Raw genomic sequence first — 21778 nt, 5'->3', positions numbered from 1 at the left:
TTACGATGTCTCCTCATCACAACTGATTGCCAGCGCCCTATTCAAAGCCTGAGCTAAAGCGGTTTTATTCTCATCATCCTCCAATAAACTAAAATGATCACCCGGTATCGCAATCAGCTCAAGCGAAGTATCAGACATTATCTTCGCCCAACCCAACGACGGTTCCATGTTCACTGACTCCGGTTTTTCATCCGTCATAAAAGAAATAGCGGGGGAAGGTTCTACCGCATAGAACTGATGCAGCGTTATTGCTAATGCTGGAGGCTCATAATCCGCAACTATTTGCGCGTAACACTCGATCTGCCCCCAACGTTTTGCGATCACATCCGCATGCAGATTTGCCGGATATAACGCTAATTCTTGTGCCGCTTCAATAAACTGCACAAAATTCAACTCATCGATTCGCCGGTATAACTCCGCAATCTCTTCCGAATACTCCTCCCCTGACTGTCGAGACAGTTCAATAAAGAACCGATATTTAGGTTGCATGATCTGTTCCCCTAAATAATGAGGCGCGGGCGCATCAATTAATCCCAGGAAATTGACCACTTCACCCGCATTCAAAAGCTGCTGAGCAACAGCATAAGCCAATATTCCACCAGAAGAGTAACCACATAGCCGATAAGGGCCTTCCGGTTGAACAGTCTTCATCAAGGTGATCATTCTCGCCGCCTGCTGCTCCATCGTTACCATCGGTTCTTCATTAATAGACGGCCAGGGCAGCGCATAAATCGGGTGGCCCGATGGGATACGTCGAGCCAGTCCGAAGACATAGGAGTAATCACCCATGCCACTAGGAACAAAAAACAGCGGCAGCCCTGTCCCATCAAGTCGTACCGATACAGCGCTGTTTTGCGGCTGAGACAGCAGATCTGAGGTAATTTTCGCAGCCAGTTCAGCCAACACCGGGAATTGGAACACAGCATTCAATGTGCAAACCAAACCCCGACCAGCAGCAAGATTTATCATTCGCATAGCAAACAGTGAATGGCCCCCCAACGTGAAGAAGTTGTCATACCGGCTTATTTGCTCAACCCCTAGCAACTCACACCAGATAGCCGCTAATGCAATTTCCGTTTCCCCTTGTGGCGCTTCATAAATCTGACGGGCAAACGCTTCATTGTCCGGGGCTGGCAAGGCCCGACGATCCAATTTACCGTTCGGCGTTAGCGGAAATGCATCCAGTCGCACAAAAGCTGATGGCACCATATAGTCAGGTAAAGCTACACTCAAGTGGGTACGCAGGTTATTGGCCAGCCCCTCATCCGCTGGCACCACGACATAGGCAATCAGACGCTTATCTTGCCCTTGCCCCAATGCCAATACTACTGATTCACTCACCGCCGGGTGTTCCACCAATCGAGCCTCAATTTCCCCCGGTTCAACGCGGAATCCTCGGATTTTTACCTGCTGGTCGTTGCGGCCCAGGAATTCCAGGCTGCCATCCGGCAGGTAGCAAGCTAAATCTCCGGTACGGTACATGCGCGCATCCGGTTGATCACTAAACGGATCCATCAGGAAACGTTCCGCCGTCAGCTCTGGGCGATTCAGATAACCCCGTGCTACACCAGCCCCTCCGACATACAATTCACCTGTTACCCCTAACGGCGCCGGCTGACCATATTTATCCAACAGATAGAGGGTTAAATCCGGAATACGCGTACCAATAGGACTGGTTATCTGTTCCACATCATGCGGATTCAGTTCCCGATAAGTCACATGAACCGTTGTCTCCGTGATACCGTACATATTCACCAACCGTGGTGATGTCTCTTCACGCAGGTGATACCACGGCCGTAACATACCCGGATCGAGGGCTTCTCCCCCAAAGATGATATAACGCAACTGGTCCGGTAATGGATTGGCAACATAACTGGCAATCAAGGCTTTAAACGCGCTCGGCGTCTGATTCAACACCGTGACGCCATGCTGACATACGAATTGATGCAGCTCTTGAGGGGAGCGTGCGATCGCGTGCGGCACCAGAACCAGTTTAGCGCCATAGCGTAACGCTCCCCATAATTCCCATACCGAGAAGTCAAACGCAATGGAATGGAACAGGCACCAAACATCTTGCCGGGTAAAGTGATACCAGGATTCAGTCGCATCGAACAAACGCTGGATATTACGGTGCTCGACCATCACCCCCTTCGGCGTCCCCGTCGAACCCGAGGTGTAAATGACATAGGCCAGATGCTGTGCGGTTAATGCCGGTACCTGTGGGTTATCCTCCGGCTGATCAGGCAAGATATTAGGGTCGAGCACAGTCAGCGCAGTCAACATTTTCTCACCCAGCACACTCCGTCCGGTATCATCCGCCAGCACAATAGCCGGAGCGGCATCAGTCAGAATATGCGCCAGACGCTCCCCGGTATAGACCGGGTCCAACGGCACATAGGCCCCGCCGGCTTTCAGTATTGCCAATACCCCCACGACCATTGCCGGTGAACGTGACACACAAATCGCCACTCGCTGATCGGGCACGACACCCAATGCGATAAGCTGATGGGCCAACCGGTTAGCGCGGGTATTTAATTCAGCATAACTGAGAGTCTGATCTTCATGCACTAACGCTATCGCGTCAGGGGTTTGCTCCACTTGCTGTTCAAACAATTGATGAATACACAATGTCTCAGAATAGGCGGTTTCCGTCGCATTCCAAGTTTTCAGCAACAGTGTGCGTTCCGTTTCCGGCAGAATGCTCAATGTCCGTACCGGCGTTTCCGGAGCCTGTTCCAACGCGACTGCCAAACTCTCCAGTGCCTGTTGCATATAGCCGCATACCCGTTCCGGCTCAAACGGCTGGGCAACTTGAACGGTCAATCCCAAGGATTCACCAAAATCCTCCACCGACAGCACTAACGGATAATTGGTTCGCTCCTGCGCATCAAGAAATTCAATACCGTTTACAAGTTCATCCAACGTTGCTGAAAATGCATTATGCCGATAATTCAGCAAGCTACTAAAGAGAGGGATCTCACCTTGCACGCCACTGCAACGCTGAGCCAACGCCAGTGAAGCATGTTCGTGTTCCAGTAATCCGGCCAGCCGGGTATGGGCGGCCAGCACACTCCCCTGCACCGGCGTATCATCGATGTCCAGCCTCAGCGGCAAGGTATTGATAAACAGCCCCATTCCGTTGTCAGCCCCTTCTCCCGCCGCCATGCGCCCAAACAGCACGGTGCCGAACACCACTTGCTCTTGATCGCTGGTATGCGACAACACCTGTGCCCAAGCCAAATGACACAACGCCGCCAGACTGACCCCCAAACGCCGGGCTTGACCACGCAGACGGTCATTCAATTCAGGCGCCAGCATCCAGTGAGATTCCGTTACCTGTGAACCATCACGATGCACCTCCGTCAATCCGAATGGCAACGTGGGTTCATCCACCTCCGCCAACATCTCGGTAAAGAAACGGGTATGTTCCTCCTCACTCATCCCCAACCGGGCTTCAGCCACTAAATTACGGAAAGAGACCGGGGAAGTCAGGCTGTCTTCTCGTTCGGCAAGATACGCCTGAACCTCGCCGTTCATCACGTCCAACGTGGTATGGTCGCCAATCAGATGATGCAACAATTGCAGTACAATCCAACGACCATCAGTCTCCCGCGCCACCACAAACCGCATCAGCGGTGCTTGGTTCAGGTCAAGACGATAACGACGAGGATTAAAACGTTGAGCCAGTTGTTCACAAATCGGTCCATCCGCTGGGTCTAAATCCAATTCAGTCACCGATAAAGGTGCCTGACGCCAGACCACCTGAGCCGGCACAGACAACTCTTGCCAGATAAAGGCGGTACGCAGAATATCGTGACGATCAACCACCTGTTGCACCGCCGCCAGATAACGGTCTAGCAGAGTCCGATCAGCGAAGACCATCTGGCCGGCTAACAAATAGGGATCGCCTTCGTTTGCCAGTAAGTGGTGGAACAAAATACCGTCCTGCAACGGCGATAGGGCATAGATATCCTGAATATTGCTCACCCCGCCCGGCACTTGCCTGACGATGCGGTCAATGTCGGCTTGAGTCAAATCAATCAGCGGCAACATCGCCGGCGTCAACGCTGTCGTTGTCGGCGTAATAACGTTAGGCGGTACGATCACAGCTTGATGCTGCCCTAACGTTTGCGCCAAGTCTGACAGCATCGGCAACTGGAACAGATCACGCGCCGTCAGCGACAATCCCAAGTGACGCAGGCGTTCAACCATCCGTATCGCGAGCAACGAATGCCCCCCTAGGGCAAAAAAGCTGTCATATCGACTTATCTTCTCAATGCCCAGTAATTCACGCCAAATTGCCGCCAGCGCGATTTCTGTTTCTCCCTGAGGCGCAGCGTAAACTTGGTGGACAAAGGCGTCATTGTCCGGTGCCGGCAACGCTTGATGATCCAACTTACCGTTAGCCGTCAATGGAAAAGCGTCCAGCCGTACAAAAGCTGACGGCACCATATAGTCAGGCAAAATAGCATTCAGATGAGCACGCAAGTTGTTCACCAGCCCCTTATCCGCAGGCGCCGACACATAGGCCACCAGCCGTTTCTCCTGCCCTTCGCCGCGTGCCAACACCGCCGCTTCACGCACCGTTGGGTACTCGGCCAACCGGATCTCAATTTCCTCCGGTTCAATACGGAAACCACGGATTTTAACCTGCTGATCATTACGGCCCAGGAATTCCAGATTGCCATCCGGCAGATAACGCGCCAAATCCCCGGTGCGGTACATGCGAGCATCCGGTTGATCACTGAACGGATCAACAAGGAAACGTTCGGCGGTTAATTCAGGCCGATTAAGATAACCACAGGCTACCCCATCGCCACCCACATAAATCTCTCCGGTCACCCCCAACGGCACCGGCTGACCATACTTATCCAACAGATAAACCCGCGTGTTGGCTACCGGCCGCCCGATAGGAATGCGGGCGGCTCCCGATGTTAATGCAGTGATACGGTATGTGGTCGTAAAAGTGGTGCCTTCACTTGGCCCATAGCCATTTAATAGCCGTTGTGGCGGATTGGTGTTCAGTACCTGACCGATAACATGGGGATCAAGGGCATCTCCGCCGACAATCAGGAGCTTTATCTGTGGAAGAATCGGAAGCAACTCCGTTACTAACTGGTTAAACAATCCGACACTCAACCACAGAACGGTCATTCTCTGAACCCGTAGAGTCTGTACAAACGCCTGCGGCGTCAACAAAGTGGCGTGATCGATAACCACTAACGCGCCACCATTGAGCAATGGCGCCCAGACTTCAAACGTACTGGCATCGAACGCCGGATTAGCAGCAAAGGCTACCCGATCCTCCGATCCAATTTCTGCATAACCATTATTAATAACCAACCGAACCACCGCACGATGCGGCACCAAAACCCCTTTAGGTGTGCCGGTAGAACCGGAAGTGTACATGATATATGCCAACTCGGTGCTGGAACGCGGTAAGTCAAGGTTGCGGCGATCTTCCTCGTGAACCGTATCTGCCTCATCCGAGAGACGAAGCAGCGGCACAGTCAAGTTAGCCGGAATATCCGCCTGCGTATCGGTAAGCAACAACTTGGCTGAACAATCACTGATCAGCCAGTTTTTCCGCTCATCCGGCACACTAGGATCTATCGGCACATAAACGGCACCGGCTTTGAGAATCGCTAATTGGGCTACCACCAGTTCCATTGAGCGTGCTAGCAAGAGCGCAACATAATCACCGGAATACACCCCTTGTTTAATGAGCTGACGAGCCAACCGGTTAGCGCGGGCATTTAATTCGGCATAACTGAGGGTCTGTTCGTTATACACTAACGCTGCCGCGTCAGGGGTTTTTTCCACTTGTTGTTCAAACAACTGATGAATACATAACCTCTCAGGATAGGCGGTTGCCGTGGCGTTCCAAGTTTCCAGCAATAACTTGCGCTCCGCCGGAGAAAGGAGATCAATTTCCCTGACCGGCTGTTGGGGGTTAGCCACCATCGCTTGCAGCACTGTGTGCAGATATTCCACCTGCCGCTCCATTGTTTCTGAATCAAACAGGGCCGTGGCATAACTCAACGCCCCCACGATCCTGCCCTCCTCTTCTGACAAGCCCAGTTCAAGATCAAACTTGACAACGTCAACGGCTTGATCGACCGGTGATACCGCCAGCCCCGGTAATCCCCATTCCGTGTTCTCATTGTTCTGCCAGACAAACATCACCTGGAACAATGGGGTATGCGCCAGTCGGCGCGGCGGTTGCACGATTTCCACCACCTGTTCAAACGGTAAATCCTGATACTCTTGTGCCGCCAATGCGGTTTGCCGGATTTGCGCCAGCAACTCGGTTACGGTCAGCTCATCCGATACATCCATGCGCAACGCCAGCGTATTGACAAAGAAGCCAATCAACGGTTCTACTTCCTGACGATTGCGACCCGCACTCGGTGTGCCGATCACCATATCTTCCTGACCCGACAGACGCGACAGAACCACCGCCCAAGCTGACAACAGCGTCATGAATAAGGTGACGCCCTGCTGCTCACTCAGGTGTTTCAGGGCCGTTGTTAATTCCACATCCAGATCAACCGGCACGGCATCTCCGGCAAACGACTGCTCTAGAGGACGAGGCCGATCCGTAGGCAAATCCAACAGAACCGGCGCGTCAGCCAACATTGCACGCCAATAGTCAGATTGAGCCTGAATACGCTCAGCCGACAGCCACTGACGCTGCCAGGCAGCATAATCCGGGTATTGAATCGCCAACGGCGGCAATGGATCGGGTTGTCCGTCCATAAACGCCATATAGAGCGTGTTCAGTTCCTGTATCAGCACATTGGCAGACCAGCCATCGGAAATAATGTGGTGCAAAGTCAGCAAAAACTGATATTCGTCATCGGTGATCCGGATGAGAGCCGCGCGGATAAGCGGGCCACTTTCAAGATCAAATGATGCATGAGCCTCTTCCACGCTCAAACGCTCAAGGACTCTATCAGCATCTGGAATCCTACGCAGGTCATATTGAGATAACAGTAAGCCGTTATCCGGTTCCAACAACCGCACTTGCGGCTGACCATCAATAGAGATAAAGACAGAGCGTAACGCTTCATGACGGGCAAATAAGGTATTCAGCGCCTTTTGCCAAGCCACGATATCCAGTTGTCCAGATAAACGCAGGACCATCGGGATATGATAAGTTTCACTGACCCCCTCAAGCTGCGCCAGGAACCACAAGCGCTGTTGCGCAAATGACAACGGTAACGCCCCCTCGCGGGATATCGGCAAAATATTATCCGGTTGACCAGACCGAGTCTGCATGGCCTCAGCAAATGCCCTCAATGAAGGGGACTTAAACAGGGTAGTCAGCGGCAGTTCGACGCCTAAAGCGGCTACCCGGTTCATTACCCGCACCGCCAGCAATGAATGGCCGCCCAGAGCAAAGAAATTGTCATGCCGGCTGATCTGTTCAACGCCCAAGACTTCACGCCAAATCGCCGCCAGCGCGATTTCCATTTCTCCCTGAGGCGCTTCATAAACCTGACGGGCCACGGCTTCATTGTCTGGCGCCGGCAGCGCTTGACGATCTAATTTACCGTTCGGCGTTAACGGAAACGCATCCAGCCGTACAAAGGCCGACGGCACCATGTAATCAGGCAATTGAATACTCAGATGTTCACGTACACTGTTAATCAACCCCTCGTGAGCTTCTGCCACCACATAGGCCACCAGCCGTTTTTCCTGCCCTTCCCCCTGTGCCAATACCACCGATTCACTCACCGCCGGGTGTTCCACTAATCGGGATTCAATTTCCCCCGGTTCAATGCGGAAACCGCGAATTTTAACCTGCTGGTCGTTACGGCCCAGAAATTCCAGGTTGCCATCCGGCAAGTAGCGCGCTAAATCCCCGGTGCGATACATGCGGGCATCCGGTTTATCACTAAACGGATCAATCAGGAAACGTTCCGCCGTCAAGTCAGGGCGATTGAGGTAGCCACGCGCCACGCCCTCCCCCCCGATATACATTTCCCCCACCACGCCCAACGGCACCGGTTGACCATACGCGTCCAGTAAGTAAAGGCCGGTGTTGGCTATCGGACGCCCGATACTTTCAATAATCCGGTCACCCCGCTGTATCGGTAACCAGGCAGAATAGGTTGTCGTTTCAGAAGGCCCATAGAGATTGCATAACCGCTCTATTTGTGTTTCTTGGAAAATCTGTTTAATTAAAGCGCCTTTAAGCGGCTCTCCCGCCAGATTGACAGTATGAACCGACGCCATCAGTGCCTGAGCCTGCAATAACGGTTTCATCGCAGACGGGACTGAGTTGATCAGGGTCACTGGCAGGGCATGCTGCATCAATGACAGCGCATCTTCCACCAGATAAATCGCCGCGCCACGGGACAACGGCATAAAACATTCAAAAATGGACAGGTCGAAATTCATCGACGTTGAGAAAAGCACCTCGCGGATCGCTTCCGTTTCAAAAGCCTGCTGCGCCCAGTGCAGGAAGTTAACCGTATTGCGGTGCTCAATCATCACCCCTTTGGGCACTCCCGTGGAACCGGAGGTATAAATCACATAGGCCAGATGCCGCGAAGTCAACGCAGGTACCTGTGGGTTACTGTCCGGCTGTTCAGGCAAGGTATTCGGGTCCAGCACCACGAGTCCGGTCAGCGCTTCCTCGCCCAATGCAGACCAGCCTGCCTTATCCGCCAGCACCACGGTAGGGGCAGCATCGGTCAAAATATGCGCCAGCCGCCCGCCAGGATAAGTCGGGTCTAGCGGCACATAAGCCCCGCCCGCTTTCATTACCGCCAGCAATCCCACCACCATCGCCGGTGAACGTGACACGCAAATCGCCACTCGCCGGTCAGGGACAACACCGAGTGCAATAAGCTGATGAGCCAGCCGGTTAGCGTGGGCATTTAATTCGGCATAACTGAAGGTCTGCTCTTCATACACTAACGCTGTCGCGTCAGGAGTTTGCTCTACCTGTTGTTCAAACAGTTGATGAACACATAACGTCTCAGGATAAGCGCTTTCCGTCGCGTTCCAAGTTTCCAGCAACAGCGTACGTTCCGCTTTCGGCAAGATTTCCAATGCCCTAACAGGCATGTCCGACACTTGCTCAAGCGCATCCACCAGACTTTCCAGTGCTCGTTGCATATAACCGCATAGACTTTCCGGATCAAGCGGCTGCACGACCTGCGCCGTCAGCCCCAAGGATTCGCCAAAATCTTCCACCGACAGCATTAACGGATAGTTGGTCCGCTCCTGTCCACCGATAAATTCAATACCGCTGATGATGTCATCCGACGCTGCCAGCAAGGTATTGTGCCGATAGTTCAGCAAGCTATTAAAGAGAGGGATCTCACCCTGCACGCCGCTGCAACGCTGAGCCAATGCCAGTGACGCGTGCTCATGTTCTAATAATCCGGCAAGTCGAGCATGGGCAGCCTGCACGCTGCTCCGTACTGGGGTCTCATCGATATCCAGCCGCAACGGCAAGGTATTAATAAATAGCCCCATACTGTTGTCTGCCCCTTCCCCTGCCTGCATACGCCCAAACAACACCGTGCCAAACACGACATTCTTCTGACCACTGGTACGCGCCAACACCTGCGCCCAAGCCAGATGACACAAGGCCGCCAGACTGACACCCAGATGTCTCGCCTGATGGCGCAAACGGTCATTTAACCCGGCTGGCAACATCCGGTGAACTTCCGTCACCTGCGAACCATCACAATGCACTTCCGTCAAACCAAACGGCAGAGTCGGTTCATCGACCTCCGCCAGCATGTCGGTAAAGAAACGGCTGTACTCTTCCTGACTCACGCCCAACCGGACCTGAGCCACCAGATTGCGGAAAGGTGTCGGCACAGGCAGGCTCTCTTCCTGACCTGTCAGATACGCCTGCACTTCACGGTGCATCACTTCCAGCGCTTCATGGTCGCCGATTAAGTGATGATGCAATTCCAGTAACAACCAACGACCATCAGTGTCCTGAGCGATGACAAAACGCAACAGCGGTGCTTCGCTCAGGTCGAGACGATGATGACGCGGATCAAAACGCCGGGTTAACTGCTCACTGATCGGGCCGTCAGCCGGATTTAATGTCAGCTCCGTCACTGACAATGGGGCCTGCCGCCAGACCACCTGCGCCGGCACTGATAATCCTTGCCAGAGGAAAGCGGTTCGCAGAATATCGTGCCGATCAATTATCCATTGAACCGCCGCCAGATAACGATCTAACAGCGCTCGGTCAGCAAAAGCCATTTGCCCCGTCAACAAATACGGATCACCTTCATTTGCCAACAGATGGTGGAACAAAATGCCATCCTGCAACGGCGATAGCGCATAGATATCCTGAATATTGGCGATCCCGCTCGGCACCTGCCCGATGATGTGGTCAATGTCAGCTTGGGTCAAATCAATCAGCGGCAACATCGCCGGCGTCAGCGCCGTGGTATCCGGTGTAATACGGTTGTCAGGCACCTGAATTTCATTATGCTGAACCAGAGACTGCGCCAAAATACAGAGTGTTGGATGCTGGAATAACGTTTTTACCGATACACTCAGACCAATATGCCGCAATCGTTCAATCATGCGCACAGCAAGCAGAGAATGACCACCCAACGAAAAGAAGCTGTCATGCCGGCTAATCTGTTCAATGCCCAGCAACTCACACCAGACAGCCGCCAGCATCGTTTCTATCCTCCCTTGCGGGGCTTCATAGATCTGACGGGCAAACGCCTCTTCCCCCGGCGCCGGCAACGCCCGACGATCCAACTTGCCATTTGGGGTCTGCGGTAAAGTCTCCAGCCGCACAAAGGCTGCCGGGACCATATAGTCAGGTAAAACTGCACTCAAATATTCACGCAAACGGGTTGCCAACCCTTCATTCACTTCTGCCACCACATAGGCTACCAGCCGTTTGCTCTGCTCATCTTCCCATACCAGCACTGCCGCCTCTTGCACCGCCGGGTGTTCTTCCAGCCGGGTTTCAATTTCCCCTAGCTCAACCCGGAAGCCGCGAATTTTGACCTGCTGGTCGTTACGACCCAGAAACTCCAAGTTGCCATCCGGCAAATAGCGGGCCAAATCCCCAGTAACATACATCCGTGCGCCGGGTACTGAACTAAAAGGATCTGGTATAAAACGTTCCGCGCTCAATTCTGGCAGGTTAAGGTAGCCTCGTGCCACACCCACGCCGCCAATATACATTTCGCCAACGCCGCCTAACGGGACTAACTGACCGTATTTATCCAACAGGTAAACGCGGGTATTTTTAAGCGGTCGGCCGATAGAGCAATCATCGACTGGGGATAAAACCTCCTTACAAGTCGCCGTTACGGTATTTTCCGTCGGCCCATAGGCGTTCAACAGTCGGGGCCGGTGGACTTCCCGCACAAACCAATCCTGAATAGCGCTCTTTTTGACCGCCTCACCACCAATGATAATGAGTCGGAGACAATCCGGTAGCGGTAATGCATTATTGTCTCTGGCAATCAGTTCAGACCAGAATAACGCTGGCAGAGACATCACTGTGATACGGTGCTGCCAGGCTAAGCCAATAAACGCCGACATCGACGCCAGCCAACTATCATCACGCATGACCAACGTGGCACCATTGCATAATGTCGAGAAACATTCCTCCACTGAAACGTCAAATGCAAAAGAAGCAAATTGCAACAGCCGATCTTGCGCCGTCACCGCATAGGTCTCATTAAAGCCCAAATGACGCTGATACACCGCCTGATGTTCCACCATCACCCCTTTCGGCTGCCCGGTTGAGCCGGAGGTATAGATGATGTAAATCAGGTGTTGTGGCGTCAACGCAGCTACCTGCGGATTGTGGTCCGACTGGTCTGGCAAGGTATTCGGATCAAATACCGTCAGCCTGCTCAACGCCTCATCACCTAATGCCGCCCGTCCAGTCGCATCAGCCAACACCACTGACGGCGTTGTATCATTCAGGATATACGCCAAACGTTCTAACGGATAGGTTGGGTCCAGCGGCACATAGGCACCACCGGCTTTCAATACCGCCAACAGCGCTACCACCATGACCGGTGAACGCGACACACAAATCGCCACCGGCTGGTCAGGTACGACACCCAATGCGATAAGCTGATGGGCCAACCGGTTAGCGCGAGCATTTAATTCGGCATAACTGAGGGTTTGCTGTTGATATACCAATGCCGTGGCTTCCGGGGTTTTCTCCACCTGTTGTTCAAACAGTTGGTGAATGCATAACGCCTCAGGATAGGCGGTTTCCGCTGCGTTCCAAGTTTCCAGCAATAGCTTGCGCTCCGCCGAGGCCAAGATATCAATTTCCCCGATCGGCTGTTGGGGGTTAACCACCATCGCTTGCAGCACCGCATGCAGATATCCCACCTGCCGTTCCATTGTCGCGGGATTAAACAGGGTAGTGGCATAACTCAATGCCCCTATAATCCTGCCCTCCTCCTCTAACAAGCCTAGTTCAAGATCAAACTTGACAATATCAAAGGGTTGATAGACCGGTGAGACTGCCAGCCCCGGTAATCCCCATTCTGAGTTCTCATTGTTCTGCCAGGCAAACATCACTTGGAACAATGGGGTATGCGCCAACCGACGCGGCGGTTGCACGATTTCTACCACCTGTTCAAACGGTAAATCCTGATGCTCCTGCGCCGTCAATGCGGTTTGCCGGACTCGCGCCAGCAACTCACTCACCGTCAGTTCACCCGATAAATCCATGCGCAACGCCAACGTATTGACAAAGAAGCCAATCAACGGCTCCACTTCCTGACGACCACGGCCCGCACTCGGCGTACCAATCACCACATCGTCCTGACCTGACAAACGTGACAGAACCACTGCCCAAGCTGACAACAGCGTCATGAATAAGGTGACGCCCTGCTGCTCACTCAGGCGCTTAAGGGCTGCCGTTAATTCCACGCCTAAGTTAACCGGCACGGCATCTCCGGCAAACGACTGCTCCGGCGGACGAGGTCGATCTGTCGGCAGATCCAACAGAACCGGCGCGTCAGCCAACATTGCACGCCAATAGTCGGATTGAACCTGAACCCGTTCAGCCGACAACCACTGACGCTGCCAGGCGGCATAATCCGGGTATTGAATCGCCAATGGCGGCAACGAAGCCAGTTGCCCGGCTATAAACGCGGTATAGAGCGCGTTCAGTTCCTGCATCAATATATTGGCAGACCAGCCATCGGAAATAATGTGATGCAAAGTCAGCAAAAATTGGTATTCGTCATCGGTGAGCCGGATGAGAGCAGCACGGATAAGCGGGCCACTTTCGAGGTCAAATGACGCGTGGGCCTCCTCTGTACTCAGACGCTCAAGGACCTCATCAGCATCCGGAACGCCGCGCAGGTCATATTGAGATAACAGTAAGCCGCTATCCGGCTCCAACAGCCGCACTTGTGGCTGACCATCAATAGAGACAAAGACAGAACGCAATGCTTCATGACGGGCAAACAAGGTATCCAGCGCCTTTTGCCAAGCCGCGATATCCAGTTGACCAGATAAGCGCAGGGCCATCGGGATATGATAAGTTTCACTGACGCCCTCAAGCTGCGTCAGGAACCACAGGCGCTGTTGAGCAAACGACAACGGTAATTCCCCTTCTCGGGATATCGGCAGGATGGACGGCAAGAGCGTGTCCGACTGACCCATCCGAGCCTGCATGATCTCAGCAAAATCCCTTAATGATGGGGATTTAAACAGGGTAGTCAGCGGCAGTTCAATCCCTAAAGCGGTTACCCGATTCATCACTCGCATTGCCAGTAACGAGTGACCGCCCAAGGCAAAGAAATTGTCATGTCGGCTGATCTGTTCAACCCCCAAGACTTCACGCCAAATCGCCGCCAGCACCATTTCCGTTTCCCCTTGTGGCGCTTCATAAACTTGACGAGCAACAGCTTCACTGTCCGGTGCCGGTAACGCCCGACGATCCAGCTTACCATTCGGCAGTAATGGGAATGCATCCAGCCGCACAAAAGCCGCCGGCACCATATAACCCGGCAATAGGGCGCTCAAATGAGTACGCAGACTATTCACCAACTCGTCATTTGCCTGCGCTTCTACATAGGCAACCAACCGTTTATCCTGCCCATCATCCAGAGCGAGTACCAATGCGCCGCGTACCTCCGGGTGTTCTGTCAGTCGGGCTTCAATTTCCCCCGGTTCAATACGGAAGCCGCGGATTTTAACTTGCTGGTCATTACGGCCAACAAATACCAGATTGCCGTTTGGCAAGTAACGGACCAAATCCCCGGTTCGATACATCCGCGCATCAGGTCTATCGCTAAACGGATCAGGCAGGAAACGCTCAGCCGTCAATTCCGGCCGGTTCAGGTAGCCACGGGCGACGGCGATTCCCCCAATATAAAGCTCACCAGTGACACCGATTGGAACAGGTTCCCCTCGGGTATCGAGAATATAGATTTGGGTATTGGATATTGGCCGACCAATCGGTACGTTATCAACAAAACGGCTCGGGTGATTAGTATCAAACACAGTACAACCCACGACGGTTTCGGTTGGGCCATACTCGTTAATGATGCGTGATCCAGACGATAATGTTCGCCAGAGTGCAACCGTGGAACCGGGTAGCGCCTCTCCGCCCACGATAAAGCAGTGCGCAGGGCATTCTTGTCCCGCTGTTTTTAATTCCTGACCCATTGCTGAAAGATGGCTAGGGGTAATTTTAACCAGAGCACCCGATTCCATTGACAGCAACGCAGGGAGCAGTTCAACCAGCTCCTGCCCGTCACGGATCAAGCGGATCTTGCCGCCACACAGTAAAGGCAGGTAAAGACTGGTGACGGTGGCATCAAAGGCTAGCGGTGACGAAACGATACTATCGAATTGCCTTTCTGTGAGGTAATCACTCAGCGCCCATCGCAGGTAGTTGCAGACCCCTCGATGTTCCAACATCACCCCTTTCGGTGTCCCCGTCGAACCCGAGGTATAAATGATATACGCCAGATGTCGTGAGGTTAATTCAGGTAGTTGCGGGTTGTAGTCCGGCTGGTTAAGCCGCGCATTTGGGTCAAGTACGGTGAGTTCTGCCAATGCCTGCTCACCCAACGCAGCGCGTCCGGCCTTATCCGCCAGCAAAATAGTTGGCGCGGCATCAGTCAGAACATACGCCAGACGCTCCGCCGGATAGGTTGGGTCCAGCGGTACATAAGCTCCCCCCGCTTTCAATACGGCCAACACTCCCACCACCATTGCCGGTGAGCGTGCCACGCAAATTACTACCCGCTGATCGGGGACGACACCCAATGCAATCAATTGGTGAGCCAGCCGGTTAGCTCGGGCATTCAGTTCCTCATAACTGAGGGTCTGTTCTTCATAAACCAGTGCCGTGGCATCAGGATTTTTCTCTGCCTGACACTCGAATAACTGATGAACGCATAACTGCTCAGGATAGACGGTTTCAGTCTCGTTCCACGTTTCCAGCAACAGCCTCCGTTCCGTTTCAGGCAGAATATTCAGTATCCGTACCGGCGTTTCCGGCACCTGTTCAAGCACCTCTACCAAACTTTCCAATGCCTGCTGCATATAACCGCATAGTCTCTCCGGCTCAAATGGCTGCACGACCTGAGCAGTCAATCCCAAAGTAGAGCCACCATCCTCCACCGACAGCACAAACGGATAGTTAGTGCGCTCTTGCCCTCCCAAGAACTCAATGCCCTGCACGGCCTCATGCGGGGCCATCGGGTTCGCATTATGCCGGTAGTTCAACAGGGTACTAAAGAGCGGAATATCACCCTGTACACGACTGCAACGCTGGGCCAATACCAGCGACGCATGCTCATGCACCAGCAATCCAGCCAGCCGGATATGTGTTATCTGTACGCTGTCTCGTACCGGGGTATCATCGATATCCAGCCGCAGCGGCAAGGTATTAATAAACAGCCCCATACCACTGTCGGCACCGTCTCCCGCCTGCATACGTCCAAACAGTACAGTGCCGAACACGACTTTCTTCTGACCACTCGTATGCGACAACACCTGAGCCCAAGCTAAATGACACAACGCCGCCAGACTGACGCCCAAATGTCTCGCCTGATGACGCAAACGGTCATTTAACTCGGCCGGCAACGTCCGATGGGATTCGACCACCAGCGAGCCATCACGATGCACTTCCGTCAGCCCAAACGGCAGGGTCGGTTCATCGACCTCCGCCAGCATGTCAGTAAAGAAGCGAGAGTGTTCTTCCTGACTCACCCCCAGCCGGACCTGGGCCACCAGATTGCGGAAAGGCGTCGGCGTAGGCAAGTTGTCCTCTTGATCCGTCAGATAGGCTTGGACTTCGCGGTGCATCACTTCCATCGTTTCATGGTCGCCGATCAAATGATGCTGCAATTCCTGCAACAACCAACGACCATCCGTTTCCTGAGCGATGACAAAGTGCAGCAATGGCGCCTGTCTCAAATCGAGACGATACCGACGCGGATCAAAACGCCGGGCTAGCTGCTCACTGACCGGACCGTCAGCCGGGTCCAGAACCAGTTCAGTCACTGATAATGGAGCCTGACGCCAGACTACTTGAGCCGGGACTGACAAGCCTTGCCAGATAAAGGAAGTACGTAAAATGTCGTGCCGATCAACAGCCTGTTGAATCGCCGCCAGATAACGATCCAACAGCGCCCGGTCAGCAAAGGCCATCTGCCCCGTCAACAGATACGGATCACCTTCATTCGCCAGTAGATGGTGGAACAAAATGCCATCCTGCAACGGCGACAGCGCATAGATATCCTGAATATTTTTGAGCCCGCCCGGTATCTGCTCAACGATAAAGTCAATCTCTGTCTGAGTCAGATCAATTAACGGCAGCAGATCCGGTGTCAACGCCACCGTATCCAGCGTAATACGGTTGTCAGGCACCGGGATTTCATCATGCTCAGCCAGAGACTGCGCCAGAACACGAAGTGTTGGGTTCTGGAATAGCGTTTGTACCGATATCCCCAGACCGATACGCCGCAATCGTTCAATCATCCGTACAACGAGCAATGAATGACCGCCGAGCGCAAAGAAGTTGTCATGTCGGCTAATCTGCCCAATGCCCAGCAACTCACGCCAAACAGCCGCCAGCATCGTCTCTATCTTCCCTTGCGGAGCTTCATAGACCTGACGAGCAAACGCTTCCTCTCCCGGCACCGGCAATGCCTGGCGGTCCAGCTTACCATTCGGGGTCTGCGGGAAAGTATCCAGACGTACAAAAGCCGCCGGTATCATGTAGCCGGGCAAAATAGCACTCAAATGGGTACGTAAGCTATTAACCAATTCATCATCTGCTTGCGCCGCCACATAGGCAACCAGCCGTTTGTCCTGCCCGTCATCCAGCGCCAATACCAGCGCTTCGCGTACCGCAGGATACTCTGTCAGCCGGGCTTCAATCTCTCCCGGTTCAATACGGAAGCCGCGAATTTTAACTTGATAATCATTACGGCCCAGGAATTCCAGCTCGCCATCCGGCAGGTAGCGGGCTAAATCCCCGGTGCGATACATCCGCGCACCGGATACCGCACTAAAGGGATCGGGCAGAAAACGCTCCGCACTTAATGCCGACTGGTTAAGATAACCCCGCGCCACCCCGACGCCGCCAATATACATTTCGCCGGAGCAGCCTAATGGCACCGGTTGCCCCTCTTTGTCCAGCAGATAGACGCAGGTATTTTTAATTGGCCGACCGATAGAACGATCATCCGCCGGCGAGACGACTTCTTTACAGGTCGCCGTCACGGTATTTTCCGTCGGACCATACGCGTTCAATAGCCGGGGCAGATGACCTTCCTGCTTAAACCAATCCTGAATGGCGTTCTTTTTGACCGCCTCACTGCCAATGATGATGAGCCTGAGACACTCCGGTAGCGGTGATCCGTTATCGCCGGCCGCCAGTTCAGACCAGAATAAGGTCGGCAGGAACATGACCGTGATACGATGTTGCCGGGTTAAGGCAATAAATTCCGGCATCGAAGTCAGCCAGCTATCATCTCGAATCACCAGCGTAGCCCCGTTGCATAATGACGAGAAGCACTCTTCCACTGAAACATCAAACGCAAAAGCAGCAAATTGCAACACTCGATCTTGTGCGCTGACGGCATAGTGTTCGTTAACGCCCAGATAACGTTGATACACCGCTTGATGTTCTACCATCACCCCTTTCGGCTGCCCGGTTGAGCCCGAAGTATAGATGACATAAGCCAGATGCTGTGGCGTCAACGCAGAGACCTGCGGGTCGCTGTCAGGCTGGTCAGGCAAGAGATTCGGGTCCAATACGGTCAACCCCGAAAGCGCCTCCTCACCCAATACTGTCCGCCCAGTACTATCCGCCAGCAAAATAGATGGCGCGGCATCAGTCAGGATATAAGACAGACGCTCACCCGGATAAGCGGGGTCCAATGGCACATAAGCTGCCCCGGCTTTCAACACCGCCAGCACGCCCACTACCATCGCAGGTGAACGTGTTACACAAATCACCACCTGCTGATCGGGTATTACACCGAGCGCAATCAGTTGATGAGCCAGTCGATTGGCACGGGCATTCAACTCTGCATAGCTGAGAGTTTGTTCCTGATACATTAGCGCTGTAGCATCAGGATTTTTCTTTACCTGTTGTTCAAACAACTGATGAATACATAACGGGTCAGGATACGGGGTTTCCGTGGCGTTCCAAGTTTCCAGCAATAACGTGCGTTCATCCTCAGGCAGAATGCCTAGTGTCCGTACCGGTGTCTCCAGAGCCGACTCAAGCGCCCCCACCAGATTTTCCAGTGCCTGCCGCATATAGCCGCATACTCGTTCCGGTTCATATGGCTGGACAACTTCAGCCGTTAACCCCAGTGCATCACCAAAATCTTCCACCGACAAGGAAAACGGATAGTTACTACTCTCTTGCCCACCAAGGAATTCGATACCACTCATGGTTTCATCCGAAACCACCGCCAATGAGTTATGTCGATAGTTCAACAAAGCACTAAAGAGTGGCATTTCACCCTGTACCCTGCTGCAACGCTGGGCTAATGCTAATGAAGCATGCTCATAATCTAACAATTCGGCTAATCGGGCGTGTGCTGCCCGTACACTGTCCTGTACCGGGGTATCATCGATATCCAGCCGCAACGGCAAGGTATTGATAAATAGCCCCATGCCACTGTCAGCGCCTTCCCCCGCCGCCATGCGCCCAAATAGCACGGTACCGAATACCACTTTCTCCTGACCACCGGTACGCGACAACACTTGTGCCCAAGCCAAATGACACAAAGTTGCCAAACTGACGCCCAGACGTCTCGCCTGACTGCGCAGACGATCATTCAACACCTGAGATAACATTTGGTGTGATTCCGTCATCTGCAAGCCATTACGATGCACCTCTGTCAATCCAAAGGGTAACGTGGGTTCATCCACCTCAGCCAGCATGTCGGTAAAGAAGCGGATATACTCTGCCTGATTAACCCCCAACCGTGCCTGAGCAATCAAATTACGAAAAGGTACCGGAACGGGCAGGCTATTCCCTTGCCCGATAAGATACGCTTGAATCTCCTGGTTCATGACCTCCATCGTCGTATGGTCGCCAATCAGGTGGTGCTGCAATTGCAATACTCGCCAGCGGCCATCGGTTTCCTGAGCCACCACAAACTGCAACAACGGCGCTTGATTCAGGTCAAGACGATAATGACAGGGATTAAAACGTTGAGTCAATTGATCACAAATCGCCCCATCAGCCGGGTCGAACATCAATTCAATGACCGATAAAGGTGCCTGACGCCAGACTACCTGAACCGGCACAGATAATCCCTGCCAGAGAAAAGCGGTCCGTAGGATATCGTGACGTTCAATCACCTGTTGCACCGCCGCCAAATAACGGTCTAGCAAAGAACGATCAGCAAACACCATCTGGCTGACCACCAGATACGGATCACCTTCGTTTGCCAGTAAGTGGTGGAACAAAATACCGTCCTGCAACGGTGACAGGGCGTAAATATCCTGAATATTAGCCACCCCGCCCGGCACTTGCCCTATGAGGCAATCAATATCAGCTTGAGTCAGATCTATCAGCGGCAACATCCCCGGAGTAAGTGTCGTCGTCGCTGGCGTAATCACATTCGGCGGCACCACCACAGCCCGGTGCTGTCCCAACGTTTGCGCCAGTTCAGACAACACCGGAGACTGAAATAGATCACGGACCGCCAGTGTCAGCCCCAGATGACGCAAACGTTCAATCATCCGTACCGCTAGCAGAGAATGACCACCCAGTGCGAAGAAACTATCGTGCCGACTGACCTGTTCAATATCTAACAACTCACACCAAATGGCCGCTAATGCAATTTCCGTTTCCCCTTGCGGTGCCGCATAAACCTGACGAGCAAAAGCTTCACCATCCGGTGCCGGCAAGGCTCGACGATCCAATTTACCGTTCGGCGTTAATGGAAACGCATCCAGCCGCACAAAGGCTGTTGGCACCATATAATCCGGTAAAATGGCGCTCAAATGGGTACGCAGGCTATTCGCCAGCCCATCATCCGCCGGCGCCACGACATAAGCAACCAGACGCTTATCTTGCCCTTGCCCCAATGCCAACACCACCGATTCACTCACTGCCGGGTGTTCCAGCAGTCGGGCCTCAATTTCCCCCGGTTCAATGCGGAAACCGCGGATTTTAACTTGTTGGTCGTTGCGACCCACAAACACTAAATCCCCCTCCGGCAGGTAACGGGCCAAATCTCCGGTACGGTACATGCGGGCACCCGATTGATCACTAAACGGATCAATCAGGAAACGTTCCGCCGTCAGTTCAGAGCGATTCAGATAACCTCGTGCTACACCGGCCCCCCCAACATACAACTCTCCTATTGTCCCCAACGGCACCGGCTGACCGTATTTATCCAACAGATAGAGAGTTAAATCTGGAATACGTGCACCAATAGGGCTGGTTATCTGTTCCACATCATGTGGATTCAGCTCCCGATAAGTCACATGAACCGTTGTCTCCGTGATGCCGTACATATTCACTAACCTTGGTGACGTCTCTTCACGCAGGTGATACCACGGTCGCAACATACCCGGATCGAGGGCTTCTCCCCCAAAGATGATATAACGCAACTGGTCTGACAATGGGTTGTCAACATAACTGGCAATAAAGGCTTTGAAAGCGCTCGGCGTCTGATTCAATACGGTGATACCGTGCTGACACACGAATTGATGTAGCTCTTGAGGGGAGCGAGCGATCGCGTGCGGCACCAGAACCAGTTTAGCGCCATAGCGTAACGCTCCCCATAATTCCCATACCGAGAAGTCAAACGCGATGGAATGGAACAGACACCAAACATCTTGCCGGGTAAAGTGATACCAGGATTCCGTCGCGTCAAACAAACGCTGGATATTACGATGCTCGACCATCACCCCCTTCGGCGTCCCGGTCGAACCCGAGGTATAAATTATATAAGCCAGATGTTGTGCGGTTAATGCCGGTACCTGTGGGTTACCATCCGGCTGATCAGGCAAAATATTAGGATCGAGCACAGTTAGCGCAGCAAGCGTCTTTTCATCCAGCGCACTACGTCCGGTATCATCCGCCAGCACAATAATCGGAGCGGCATCAGTCAGAATATGTGCCAAACGCTCCCCGGTATAAACCGGGTCCAACGGCACATAGGCACCACCGGCTTTCAGTATTGCCAATACTCCTACCACCATTGCCGGTGAACGCGACACACAAATCGCTACTGGCTGATCGGGTACAACGCCCAGTGCGATAAGCTGATGGGCCAACTGGTTAGCACGGGTATTTAAT

1 protein-coding gene (running past one end of the window) is annotated in these 21778 nt (G+C 53.3%); it reads right to left on the bottom strand.

The features are described 5' to 3' along the window. On the bottom strand, positions 1-21778 hold the 3' portion of the coding sequence (locus AACQ83_RS13735; protein ID WP_112878116.1) for a non-ribosomal peptide synthase/polyketide synthase. Its footprint extends 14627 nt past the window's final position; only the last 21778 of its 36405 coding nucleotides appear in the window; its start codon lies off the right edge, out of view; its stop codon occupies positions 1-3.

This window comes from Photorhabdus sp. S10-54 (assembly GCF_963878145.1).
Classification (GTDB): Bacteria; Pseudomonadota; Gammaproteobacteria; order Enterobacterales; family Enterobacteriaceae; genus Photorhabdus; species Photorhabdus kayaii.
This window is presented reverse-complemented; position numbering and strand designations above follow the sequence as displayed.